Source organism: Vannielia litorea, from assembly GCF_019801175.1.
Classification (GTDB): Bacteria; Pseudomonadota; Alphaproteobacteria; order Rhodobacterales; family Rhodobacteraceae; genus Vannielia; species Vannielia litorea_B.
Genome location: NZ_JAHVJR010000001.1, coordinates 1,159,723 through 1,171,426, shown reverse-complemented (window position 1 = coordinate 1,171,426; position 11,704 = coordinate 1,159,723). Strand labels below are relative to the sequence as shown.

Genomic DNA, 11,704 nt, shown 5'->3' with positions numbered 1-11,704 from the left:
GGGCCTACGCCTTGTGAAAATCCTCGAATTCCTTGCCGTACTCGCGGGCACGGACAGGCTTGTTCGAGAGGCTATACGTTGCCTCGCGCAGGAAATCCATCAGTGCTTTGGGGTCGCTCGCCCGGGCGACAATTTCATCACGCGGCACCGGCTGGCCCACCGCCACTTCCACCGGCTCGTCGATCCGGGCACGGAACTCCTTGATCAGCAGGGCGATCCGCAGGGTCGAGTGGATGTGGCTCGCCAACTGAAACAGCCGGCTGTTGGCCCCCTCAAAGCACACCGGCACCACTGTCGCCCCGGATTTGGCGATCATCTTGGCGGTGAACCGCCGCCAGCCCGGATCGAGCGGGCGCGACATCAGCTTGGCCGAGGTGCTCACCGTCCCGCCCGGAAACACGCCAATCGCGCCGCCCTGCGCCAGATAGGCCAGCGCCTCCTTGCGGGTGGCAAGGTTGACCGCCTGTGCCTCGCGGGTGCCGTCAAAGTCGATCGGCAGGATGATCCGGTTCAGCTCTTCCGAGCGCTTGAAGACCTGATGTGCCAAGATCCTAAAGTCGCCTCGCGTCTGGCTCAGGATATGCCCCATCATCAGCCCGTCGAGGATGCCGTATGGATGGTTCGCCACCAGCACCAGCGGCCCGGTCCGGGGGATGTTCTCAAGGCTCCCGCGGGTGACCTTGAGCGAGAGCCCGTAGCGCGCGCGGATCACATCCCAAAAGTCGGCCCCGCCCGCCACGTCATCCTCGTAGCCATCCGCCCGCTTGATCAACCCGATCCGCCCGGTGGCGTTTTCCAGCAGCTTCACGAAGGCCCGGCCCGGCTTGGAGCGCACCGAGTTGGCATAGGTGATATCGCGGGCAACCTGGTGCATGAGGGGCGTCCTTCTTCTCTTGCGCGACAGATAGGGGCGCGGGGCCGATCAGGGAAGCCTTTATGACGGTCGCGTAAACGGAGTGTGACACTCTGGATCCGACGTGGTGCCAACGGGGGGCCAGCCCCCCGCACCCCCCGGAATATTTGCAGCAAGAAAATGAGCAGGTTACTCCGCAGCCTGCCGCATTGGCGCCCCCGGGTTGCGGAACGCCTCCAAGAGTTCACCCCGCCGCTTTGCCGCCTTCTCCGCATTGGCCTCCTTCACCGGTCCGAATCCCCGGATGGTGAGCGGAAGCTCGGCCAGCGCGAGTGCGGCGGCGCGGTTCTCGGCATTGAGGCCGGTCAGCACCTCGCCCATGTCGGCCTCGTATTGCGCTATGAGTCCACGCTCCATCTTGCGCTCTGCGCCAAAGCGGAAGGGGTCGAGCAGCGTCCCCCGCAGCGGTTTCATCTTCGCCAGTAGCTTCAGACCCCGCCGCATCCACGGCCCGAACTGGCGCTTCTTCGGGCGGCCACCCGGCCCCTTGGTGCCGAAGATCGGCGGGGCAAGGTGGTAGTTGAAGCGCATCTCACCTTCGAAGACCTCCGCCGCCTTGGCCTCGGTGTCGAGCAGCAGCCGCGCGGTCTCGTACTCGTCCTTGTAGGCCAACAGCTTGTGATAGCCCTGCGCGATGGCGAGTTTCATCTCGTCGTCGGGGGCCTTGTCCACCAGCGCACGGTAGCGCCGGGCATATTCGGCATCGCCCCAGGCCTCCAGATGGCTCGCACGGAAGGCGATGCGCTCCTCGAGGCTCTTCTCGGCCGGCGCCTCACTCACGAACATCTCCGCCGCCTGTTCCGGGTGCGCCACCGCCCAGCGACCGATCTCGAAGGCCCGCTTGTTGCCCTCTATCGCCTGGCCGTTCAGCTCAATGGCGCGGGTGAGCGCGGCAAGGCTCACCGGCACCAGCCCAGCTTGCCACGCGGCGCCGAGGATCATCATGTTGGAGTAGATGCTATCGCCCAGAAGAATGCGAGAAAGCGCCTGTGCATCAAAGAGTTGCAATCCGTCCTTCAAGCGCGCCTGTAGCGCAAGCACCATCCTGTCATGCGGCAGCTTGAAGTTGATGTCGCGCGTGAAGTGCCCGGTGATGATATCGGCGGCATTCACCACCGCCCCGGTCTGGCCCTCACGCATCAGGCCCAAGGTCTTGGAGCCTGCGGTCGTTACCAGATCGCCGCCGATCACCGCATTGGCCTCGCCGGTGCCCACGCGGATCGCGTTGATCAGCTCCGGTTGCTCGGCAATTCGCATGTGGATATGCACCGCACCGCCCTTCTGGGCGAGCCCGGCCATCTCGATCATGCCCACGCCCTTGCCGTCCACATGGGCGGCCATCGCCAGCACCGCGCCCACGGTCACGACCCCGGTGCCGCCGACCCCGGTGATGACGATGTTATGGGTGCCCTCGATGGCGCCAATCTCCGGCTCCGCCATATCGGGCAGTTCCACCGCCTTCTCCGGCGCCTTCTTCACCTTGGCGCCCTCGATCGTCACGAAACTGGGGCAAAACCCGTTCAGGCAGGAGAAATCCTTGTTGCAGGCGCTCTGGTCAATCTCGCGTTTGCGGCCCAGCTCAGTCTCTTTCGGCAGGATTGCCACGCAGTTGCTCTGCACCCCGCAATCGCCGCAGCCCTCGCAGACATCAGTATTGATGAACACTCGTTTGTCGATATCCGGGAAAGTGCCGCGCTTGCGCCGCCGCCGCTTCTCCGCCGCGCAGGTCTGCACATAAATGATGGCCGATACACCTTTGACCTTGCTGAACTTCTCCTGCACATCCGCCAGCTCGGCACGCTCATGCTTGCTGACCTGCTGCGGAAAGGCGCCCAGATCCACGTCTTCCTTCTCGTCAAAGATCAGTGCGACCTCTTTCACCCCCATTGCCAGCACCTCGCGGGCAATCTGCTGGGGCGAGAGGCTGCCCTCGTTGGGCTGACCGCCGGTCATCGCCACGGCATCGTTGAACAGGATCTTGAAGGTGATGTTGGTGCCCGCCGCCAAGGCCGCGCGAATGGCCAGCGTGCCGGAGTGGTTGTAGGTGCCGTCCCCGAGGTTCTGGAACAGGTGCTCCCGTTTCGAGAACGGCGCCTCGCCCATCCAGTTGGCTCCCTCCGCGCCCATGTGGGTGAAGCGGTCGGTCGAGCGGTCCATCCAGCGGGCCATGAAGTGGCAGCCAATACCCGCGCCCGCTTCGGCGCCATCGGGCAGCTTTGTGGAGCTGTTATGCGGGCAGCCCGCGCAAAAGTAGGGCAGCCGCGCCGCGATGTCGGGCGCATTGTCGGCCATCCGGGCGCTTTCGATCCGGGCCATCCCGGCCTTGATCCTGTCGGTCCCGCAATCCTCCTCGATCAGGATCTTGCCAAGCTCGAGCGCTATGTCATTGGGATCGAGCGCAAAATGGGTCGGAAACAGCACCTCGCCATTCTTCATGCCACCATAGACCCGGCGACCCCGGCGATCATCAAAGATCGCCTCCTTAACCTGCACCTCGATCAGCTTGCGCTTCTCTTCGACCACCACGATCACATCGAGCCCCTCGGCCCAATCGTGGAAGCCCTTCATGTCCAGCGGCCAGACCTGTCCGACCTTGTAGGTCGTCACCCCGAGCCGCTCAGCCTCCGCCTCATCAATGCCCAGAAGCTCCAGCGCATGGCACAGGTCGAGCCAGTTCTTGCCCGCGGCCACAAAGCCCACCTTCGCACCCGCCTTTCCGTGCATCCGGTGGTCGATTTTATTCGCATTCGCAAAGGCTTCCGCGGCGAACCTCTTGTGCGCCAGAAGCCGCTCTTCCTGCGCGATCCAATGGTCGCCAAGCCGAATGTTCAGCCCACCCTCCGGCAGCTTGAAATCGGGCGTCACGAACGAGAGCCGGTCTGCCCGGCCATCCACAACCGAGGTCGCCTCCACCGTGTCCTTCATAACCTTCAGCCCCACCCAGACGCCCGCGTAGCGGCTCAGCGCCCAGCCGTAGAGGCCGAAGTCGAGGATCTCCTGCACGCCCGCAGGGCTGAGCACCGGCATATGCACGTCGACCAGCGCCCAATCGGACTGGTGGCACACGGTCGAGGACTCGCCGGTGTGATCGTCACCCATCGCCATTAGCACACCGCCATGCTGGCTTGTGCCCGCCATATTGGCATGGCGCATCACATCGCCCGAGCGGTCCACCCCCGGCCCCTTGCCGTACCAAAGCCCGTAGACCCCGTCGAACTTCCCCTCGCCCCGCAGTTCGGCGTTCTGGCTGCCCCAGAGCGCGGTTGCGGCAAGGTCTTCGTTCAGCCCCGGCTCGAAGCGCACATCATTGGCGCCGAGCACCTTGTTCGCCCGGGTCATCCACTGGTCCACCCCGCCCAGCGGCGAGCCTCGATAGCCGGTGCAGTAGCCCGCGGTGTTCAGCCCCGCGGCCCTGTCACGTGCCTTCTGCATCAGCATCAGGCGCACAAGCGCCTGCGTGCCATTCAAAAGAACCGGCGATTTCTCGAGGTCAAAACGGTCGGTGAGACTGATATCCTGCCTAGTCATTACGCGCTTCCTCCCAGTAGCGGGCATAATCCGATATTAGGTCATAATTTCTGACCTACAAACAGGATTCTGAAGTGGTAAACCATTTGCGACTACACTCCGGTCGTGCATAAGGATGCTGCGCCGCAACCGCTTTGAATTTGGTGAACAGTTTAAACATGGATTGGGACAAGCTCAGAATATTTCACGCCGTGGCAGATGCCGGCTCCCTCACCCACGCGGGTGAGACGCTGGGGCTGTCGCAATCTGCCGTCTCCCGGCAGATCCGGGCGCTGGAAGAGAGCCTGAACACCACCCTGTTCCACCGCCACGCCCGCGGGCTGATTCTCACCGAGCAAGGCGAGTTGCTGTTCGACGCCACACAGGTGATGAACCGCCGGCTCGATACCGCCGCCGCCCGCATCCGCGACAGCGAAGAGGAAGTCTTCGGCGAGCTCCGCGTCACCGCAACCACAGGCTTCGGCACGCTCTGGCTCACCCCGCGCCTGCCCGCACTCTACGAGCGCTATCCCGACCTCTCGATCGACCTCAACCTTGAGGAGCGTGTGCTCGACCTGCCGATGCGCGAGGCAGATGTGGCTATCCGGATGAAAGAGCCGTCACAGGCCGACCTTATCCGCCGCCGCCTCATGGGTGTGCGTATGCGCCTCTACGCCTCCGAGGGCTATGTCGCCCGCTACGGCGCACCCGCCGATCTCGATGATCTCTCCGAACACCGGCTGATCAGCCAGGCCTCGCACTCCACTCAGGTGCGCGCCGGGGCCGAGATGATCGCCTCGCTGCTAACCCATGACGTGACCAAGCGACTCACCGTCAACAACTACTTCGGCGTGCTTCAAGCGGTGATCAACGACCTTGGTATAGGTGTGCTGCCCGATTATGTGGCACTCGACACGCCAGGCCTCGTCCGAGTCCTCCCCGAGGAGGAGAGTTCAGAGGTTCCGGTCTTCCTCGCCTACCCGGAAGAATTGCGCCAATCCAAGAGGATAGCCGCCTTCCGTGACTTCGTGACCAGCGAAATCCAGGCCCAACGCAAGGCCGTGCGAGACGCCGCGGCTGAATAGCGCCGGGCTGTGTGCCATGCGCCACAGTCATGGCTGCCATTCGCACCTGCGGCATTTTAAGTCTTGAATGAGCGCGCCGCCTGACCATATGAGGAAGTATTAGGCGCACAGGCTTCGGCCAGCGCGTCTTTTACCTCCCTGTTGGACTTAGGCCGAGCTTGTCTCGGCCTCTTTTTTTGTCCAACCGGAATTTCATCCAGCGATGTCGGGGGCCCGGGCGGGGCCGATTTGGCGGGAGCCTGCACCGAAACATTTTTGGTTGCAAGCCCTCCCGGACGGGTCGGTAAACGCCTTGCAACCGCAGGCTGAAAGCAGCCGCCCGCCCACAGAAAAAGGGTGCGCCGCGCACGACGCACCCTCCTTAGCGCTGCCTCAACCTGGGGGGCAAAGTCAGCTGCTACGCACGCTCCGGATGAACCGGTCACGCGAGACCGACAGGCGCAGCACGTTGTCCCGCATCTGCCGGGTTCCGAACGAGAGAACCACCGCCTTCGGCTTCACGCCGAGTGTATTGGCCAGCGCAACCCGCGCCTTGATCTTCCCGTTCACCATCTCGGCCCCGATGACTTCGCCGATCAGCGCGCCCTCGGAGGAGAGCACCACCATGCCGATGATGTCCGACATGGTCTGACGCTTGATCGTCATCCCGTCTTGCGGGTCCGCCCGCGTCACCACGGTCGGCTGGTCCGGTGTCACGGTCGTGCCGCCGCCGGTGGCACCGCCACCGCCAGAGCCACCCGAGCCCCCGGACCCGCCAGAACCGCCGGTACCCCCGCCAACAGCCACGTCCACATCGGCGGTGCTGGATCCGCCAACGGTCGCGCCGGCGTTGATCCCGTTGCTGCCGCCGATCGAAACATCGACATCAGCAAGGCTACCGCCCCCCAGCGAAACTTCCGCAGAAATTCCGCCACCTCCTCCGCCGTGGCCGAGGGACCCCGCGTGCGCGGGCACCACCATTGCGGTCGCTCCGAAAAGCGAAACGGCACAGAACTTGGTTATACTTTGCATTGAAATCATTTGCATTTTCAGTCTCCAGCACTTCGTTACAGGTAGTAGTTACCCCTGTAACCATAGCATGAGACTCGCCCTGTGAGTGTGCCTAAATCTGATTTAGCCGGGCTTGACTTTACGCAGGGAGAACTACAACCTGTGATTGACATGTTAAACACCCCAATTCCGCTCAAGCTGCATTGGGGTTTGCCCGAGATGGTTAACAAAGCCAAAATTCCAATAAAAAAACTGTTTCCTGCCACTCAACAGCCTGAAACTAGCCATTTTTTCACGAGTCCGTGAGGGTGAGTGAGAGCCTTCCCCAAGGTCAATCTTCGCTGCCGAATCGCCCGCCTTCGCCTTGAAGCGCCCACGATCAAATTGCGCCTTTCCCTCCCCCGGCCCTTTTTCTAAAAGGCGCATGAGCAGCAGGGGAGCCATCATGACCGAGCCCGAAATCACGCCCGACCTGATCGAAGCCCACGGGCTGAAGCCGGATGAGTACGAACGCATCCTCGAGATCATCGGGCGGACCCCCAGCTTCACCGAGCTGGGCATCTTTTCGGCCATGTGGAACGAGCACTGCTCCTACAAGTCCTCCAAGATCCATCTGCGCAAGCTGCCCACCGAGGGGCCGCAGGTGATCTGCGGGCCGGGCGAGAACGCGGGCATCGTCGATATCGGCGATGGCCAATGTGTGGTCTTCAAGATGGAGAGCCATAACCACCCCAGCTACATCGAGCCCTATCAGGGCGCGGCCACGGGCGTTGGCGGCATCCTGCGCGATGTCTTCACCATGGGCGCCCGCCCCATCGCCGCGATGAACGCCCTCAGCTTCGGCGAGCCGAGCCACCCGAAAACCCGCCAGCTCGTCAACGGCGTGGTGGAGGGCATCGGCGGATATGGCAACTGCTTCGGCGTGCCCACCGTGGGCGGCGAGGTCCGCTTCCATCCGGCCTACAACGGCAACTGCCTCGTCAACGCCTTCGCCGCCGGCCTCGCCGACACCGACAAGATCTTCTACTCTGCCGCCTCCGGGATCGGCATGCCCGTGGTCTACCTCGGTGCCAAAACCGGCCGTGACGGCGTCGGCGGCGCCACCATGGCCTCGGCTGAGTTCGACGACACCATCGAAGAGAAGCGCCCCACCGTTCAGGTCGGCGACCCCTTCACCGAGAAACGCCTGATGGAGGCCACGCTGGAGCTGATGCAGACCGGCGCGGTGATCTCCATTCAGGATATGGGCGCGGCGGGCCTCACCTGCTCCGCCGTCGAGATGGGTGACAAGGGCGGCCTCGGCATCAAGCTCAACCTCGATGCCGTCCCCCAGCGCGAAACCAACATGACGGCCTACGAAATGATGCTCTCCGAGAGCCAGGAGCGCATGCTCATGGTTCTCGAGCCCTCGAAAGAGGCCGAGGCCCGCGCCGTCTTCGAAAAATGGGATCTCGACTTTGCCATCGTCGGCGAGACCATTGCCGAAGATCGTTTCCTCGTCATCCACGGCAACGAAACCAAGGCAGACCTGCCCCTCGCCACCCTCTCAGGCTCCGCCCCGGAGTATGACCGCCCCTGGGTCGAAACGCCCCCGGCCGCCGAGATGGACCCGGTGCCGGAAATCGACGCCATCGACGGCCTCAAGGCCCTGCTCGCCTCCCCCAACTACGCCCACAAGGCCTGGGTCTGGGAGCAGTATGACCACATGGTCATGGCCGATACCGCCGTGCCTCCGGGCCGCGGCTCCGGCGTGGTCCGCGTGCATGGCACCGAGAAGGCCCTCGCCTTCACCTCCGATGTCACGCCCCGCTACGTGCGCGCCAACCCCTACGAGGGCGGCAAGCAGGCCGTGGCCGAGGCCTACCGCAACCTCTCCGCCAAGGGCGCCCTGCCGCTCGCTACGACCGACAACCTCAATTTCGGCAACCCCGAGAAGCCCGAGATCATGGGCCAGTTCGTCGGCGCGCTCAAAGGCATCGGCGAGGCCTGCCTCGCGCTGAACACTCCCATCGTCTCCGGCAACGTCTCGCTCTACAACGAGACCGATGGCCAAGGCATCCTGCCCACTCCCACCATCGGCGCCGTCGGCCTGCTCGACAGCCTCGACCAGCTGATCGACGGCGAGGCCCGCGCGGGCCACGTTCTGCTAATGGTCGGCGCCGAGGGCAGCCACCTCGGCCAGTCCGCCCTGCTGGCAGAGGCCTTCTCCCGCGAAGATGGCGACGCCCCCCAAGTGGACCTCGCCGCCGAGAAGGCTCATGGCGATTTCATCCGCGCCAATGCCGAACACATCACCGCCTGCACCGACCTCGCCGATGGCGGCCTCGCCCTCGCCGCTTTCGAGATGGCCGAGGCCGCGGGCGTGGGCGTCCAGATCGACGCGTCAGGCAACGGCCCGCTCTTCGGCGAGGATCAAGCCCGCTACCTCATCGCCTGCTCCTTCGACAAGGCCGAGGCGCTGATGGTCGCCGCCGGGCAAGCGGGCGTGCCACTCTCCACCGTGGGCAAGTTCGGCGGTGACAGCGTCACCCTCGGAAGCAGCACCGCGGCCCTCGCCGAGCTTTCCGAAACCTACCGCAGCACTTTCGCTGCCAATTTCGCGTGAGCCCGCCCGTCATCTTGGCCCAAATATCTCCGGGGGTGCGGGGGCAGCGCCCCCGCTCCATCGCATGACCCAACTCCCCGACCTCACACCTGATTGCTCCCGCTGCGCCGCGCTCTGCTGCATGGCGCTGGCTTTCGACGCGGGCGAGGACTTCGCCATCGACAAGCCCGCGGGCCTGCCCTGCCCCAAGCTCGACCGGCACCTTTGCTCCATCTACGAAGACCTTGAAGAAGAAGGCTTTTCCGGCTGCGCCCGCTACACATGCAACGGCGCCGGCCAGCGGGTCACGCAAGAGGTGTTCGAGGGCAAGAGCTGGCAGGACGTGCCCGAGCTGGCCACCCCGATGTCAGAGGCGCTGCGGCAAATGAAATCGGTCCACGAGGCTCTGGAACTCCTCGCCATGGCCGAGAACCTCGGGCTGGAAGATGACGATGAATTGGCCCGCGACGCCCTCGTTTCCGCCCTCTCGCCCGAAGACGGCTTCACCCCCGAGACCCTCGCCGCCACCGGCGAAACCGTCAAGCGCGTCCCCGGCTTTCTCGCGACCCTCCGCGATTACATCTGAGGCACGGCCTCGATAAGCCGCCGCAGCCCCTGGGCAATATCCGCCTCGCTCCGCGCATAGGAAAACCGCAGCCACTTCGCGCCCCGCGCGGAGTCGAAGTCCAGCCCCGGCGTCACGGCAACCCCCGTCTTTTCAAGGATTTGCTGGCAGAACTTCAAGCTATCGCCTGTCAGCTCGGACACGTCCGCATACACGTAGAACGCCCCATCCGGCGGCGCAAACCTCGTGAACCCAGCCTTCGGCAAACCCTCCAGCATCGCCGCCCGGTTCCTCGCATAAACCGCCCGGTTCCCCTCCAGCTCTTCCTCGCAGTCCAGCGCCGCCAGCGCCGCCACCTGCGCCACATGGGGCGGGCAGATGAACATGTTCTGCGCTAGGCGCTCATAGGTTCGAATGTCCGCCTCCGGCACCACCATCCAGCCCACGCGCCAGCCGGTCATCGAGAAGTATTTACTGAAGGAATTGATCACCACCACATCATCCGTCAGTTCCAACGCGCTCACCGCCCGGTCGCCGTAATGAAGCCCGTGGTAAATCTCGTCGCTCACCACCGCGGCCCCAACCTCCAAGGCCCGCTCCAGTAGCGCCCCAAGCGCCCCCCGCTCCAGAATGGTCCCCGTAGGATTGCCCGGCGAGGCAAGGATCAGCCCGGCCAACCCCTCCGGTACATCCTCCGGCGCAGGCTGCATCCGGGTCGCCAGCCGCGCCTCGATCTCCACCGGTTGTAACGAAAGCGCCCGCAGGATCTGCCGGTAACTCGGATAGCCCGGCGCCCCCAGCCCCACTTTCTCGCCCGCATCGAACAGCGCGGTAAAGGCCAGCAGGAAGGCCCCTGAGGAGCCGGTCGTCACGATCACCCGCTCCGGGTTCAACTCCACCCCGTACCAGCGGCGATACAAATTCGCGATGCCCGCCCGAAGCTCCGGCAGCCCCAGCGCCACCGTGTAGCCCATCGGCCCGGCCTCCAGCGCCGCCGCAACCGCGGCCCGCGCACCGGCTGGCGCAGGCGTGCCCGGCTGCCCCACCTCCATGTGGATCACCGAGCGCCCTGCCGCCTCGGCCGCCCGCGCGGCCTCCATCACATCCATCACGATAAAGGGATCAACGTCACTTCGCCTTGAAACACGCATGCGGGCCTCCTTAACCTCCGCCCACCAGTAACAAGCGGCACCCTGCCGTCAATGCCGTGCGAACTTGCGGCCCCGACCCAACCGTGCGACACCCCGCACGACGCCAGCCAAAGGACGACGCATATGTTCCGCGCCCCTCTCCTCGCCGCCACTCTCGCCCTCACCGCCCTGCCCGCCGCCGCCTTCGAGATCGGCGAAATGAGCGATGCAGAGCGCGAGACCTTCCGCGCCGAGATCCGCGCCTACCTGCTGGACAACCCCGAGGTGCTGATGGAGGCCATCGGCGTGCTCGAAGAGCGTCAGGCTGCCGAACAGGCGCAAGGTGATGTGGCCCTCGTGGCCAACCACGCCGATGCGCTGTTCAATGACGGCTATTCCTACGTCGGCGGCAACCCCGACGGCGATATCACCATCGTCGAGTTCATGGATTACCGCTGCGGCTACTGCAAAAAGGCCTTCCCCGAGGTCGAGAGCCTGATCGAGGCCGATGGCAACATCCGCTTCATCGTCAAGGAATTCCCGATCCTCGGTGAGCAATCGGTTGTCGCCTCCCGCTTCGCCATCGCCACGCTTCAGGTCGCCGGCCCCGAGGCCTACAAGAGCGTGCATGATGCGATGATGCAGATGCGCGGCGATTACAACGAGGCCGCCCTGACCGCGCTGGCCGAGAAAGCGGGCACCGACCCGGCCCCGATCCTCGCCGCTATGAACTCCGATGAGGTCAGCGCGGTGATCGCCGAAAACCGCACGCTTGCCCAGGCCATGCAAATCTCCGGCACCCCGACCTTCGTGCTCGAAGACCAGATGCTGCGCGGCTACGTTCCGCTTCAGGCGATGACCAACATCGTCGATGAAGTCCGCGACGCCCGGTAACCCTGCTGGAAATTTCCCCTGATATATCGACCGCCT

The 11,704-nt window shown here is 64.3% G+C and carries 9 protein-coding genes; 4 read left to right on the top strand and 5 right to left on the bottom strand.

The annotated features are described in order from the left end of the window. Positions 1 to 4 precede the first annotated feature (4 nt). Both KUV38_RS05780 and KUV38_RS05775 read right to left on the bottom strand, forming a co-directional pair. Positions 5 to 874 carry a lysophospholipid acyltransferase family protein gene (locus tag KUV38_RS05780; RefSeq protein ID WP_222469136.1) on the bottom strand — a complete coding sequence of 290 codons (870 nt, stop codon included), beginning with the start codon at positions 872 to 874 and terminating at the stop codon, positions 5 to 7. 168 nt (positions 875 to 1,042) lie between these two features. After that, complete coding sequence (locus KUV38_RS05775; RefSeq protein ID WP_222469135.1) at positions 1,043 to 4,441, bottom strand: indolepyruvate ferredoxin oxidoreductase family protein; 3,399 nt, start codon at positions 4,439 to 4,441, stop codon at positions 1,043 to 1,045. A 158-nt stretch (positions 4,442 to 4,599) separates the two neighbouring features. Between KUV38_RS05775 and KUV38_RS05770 the strand changes: the two genes are divergently transcribed. Further along, complete coding sequence (locus KUV38_RS05770; protein WP_222469134.1) at positions 4,600 to 5,505, top strand: LysR family transcriptional regulator; 906 nt, start codon at positions 4,600 to 4,602, stop codon at positions 5,503 to 5,505. Between the two features lie 390 nt (positions 5,506 to 5,895). Here KUV38_RS05770 and KUV38_RS05765 read toward each other — a convergent pair whose 3' ends face one another. Both KUV38_RS05765 and KUV38_RS05760 read right to left on the bottom strand, forming a co-directional pair. Next, positions 5,896 to 6,465, bottom strand: coding sequence for a hypothetical protein (locus KUV38_RS05765; protein WP_222469133.1), 570 nt, complete (start codon positions 6,463 to 6,465; stop codon positions 5,896 to 5,898). Positions 6,466 to 6,669: 204 nt separating this feature from the next. Next, on the bottom strand, positions 6,670 to 6,942 hold the full coding sequence (locus KUV38_RS05760; RefSeq protein ID WP_222469132.1) for a hypothetical protein: 273 nt from the start codon (positions 6,940 to 6,942) through the stop codon (positions 6,670 to 6,672). Between KUV38_RS05760 and purL the strand changes: the two genes are divergently transcribed. Together purL and KUV38_RS05750 are read left to right on the top strand one after the other, a co-directional pair. After that, positions 6,941 to 9,100: a phosphoribosylformylglycinamidine synthase subunit PurL gene (purL, locus tag KUV38_RS05755; protein WP_222469131.1), complete on the top strand. Its 2,160-nt coding sequence runs from the start codon at positions 6,941 to 6,943 to the stop codon at positions 9,098 to 9,100. The genes KUV38_RS05760 and purL overlap by 2 nt on opposite strands. A 64-nt stretch (positions 9,101 to 9,164) precedes the next feature. Continuing rightward, positions 9,165 to 9,665: a hypothetical protein gene (locus KUV38_RS05750; RefSeq protein WP_222469130.1), complete on the top strand. Its 501-nt coding sequence runs from the start codon at positions 9,165 to 9,167 to the stop codon at positions 9,663 to 9,665. Here the strand turns inward: KUV38_RS05750 and KUV38_RS05745 are convergent. After that, on the bottom strand, positions 9,656 to 10,795 hold the full coding sequence (locus KUV38_RS05745) for a pyridoxal phosphate-dependent aminotransferase (RefSeq protein ID WP_222469129.1): 1,140 nt from the start codon (positions 10,793 to 10,795) through the stop codon (positions 9,656 to 9,658). The two genes, KUV38_RS05750 and KUV38_RS05745, sit on opposite strands and share 10 nt — an antisense overlap. 123 nt (positions 10,796 to 10,918) lie before the next feature. Between KUV38_RS05745 and KUV38_RS05740 the strand changes: the two genes are divergently transcribed. Continuing rightward, positions 10,919 to 11,668: a DsbA family protein gene (locus KUV38_RS05740; RefSeq protein WP_222469128.1), complete on the top strand. Its 750-nt coding sequence runs from the start codon at positions 10,919 to 10,921 to the stop codon at positions 11,666 to 11,668. The last annotated feature ends 36 nt before the right edge of the window (positions 11,669 to 11,704 follow it).

Coding starts and splice junctions, on each gene's coding strand:
- KUV38_RS05740 (WP_222469128.1), top strand. CDS start 10,919: ATGTTCCGCGCCCCTCTCCTCGCCGCCACTCTCGCCCTCACCGCCCTG.
- KUV38_RS05770 (WP_222469134.1), top strand. CDS start 4,600: ATGGATTGGGACAAGCTCAGAATATTTCACGCCGTGGCAGATGCCGGC.
- KUV38_RS05745 (WP_222469129.1), bottom strand. CDS start 10,795: ATGCGTGTTTCAAGGCGAAGTGACGTTGATCCCTTTATCGTGATGGAT.
- KUV38_RS05750 (WP_222469130.1), top strand. CDS start 9,165: ATGACCCAACTCCCCGACCTCACACCTGATTGCTCCCGCTGCGCCGCG.
- KUV38_RS05765 (WP_222469133.1), bottom strand. CDS start 6,465: ATGGTGGTGCCCGCGCACGCGGGGTCCCTCGGCCACGGCGGAGGAGGT.
- purL (WP_222469131.1), top strand. CDS start 6,941: ATGACCGAGCCCGAAATCACGCCCGACCTGATCGAAGCCCACGGGCTG.
- KUV38_RS05780 (WP_222469136.1), bottom strand. CDS start 874: ATGCACCAGGTTGCCCGCGATATCACCTATGCCAACTCGGTGCGCTCC.
- KUV38_RS05760 (WP_222469132.1), bottom strand. CDS start 6,942: ATGATGGCTCCCCTGCTGCTCATGCGCCTTTTAGAAAAAGGGCCGGGG.
- KUV38_RS05775 (WP_222469135.1), bottom strand. CDS start 4,441: ATGACTAGGCAGGATATCAGTCTCACCGACCGTTTTGACCTCGAGAAA.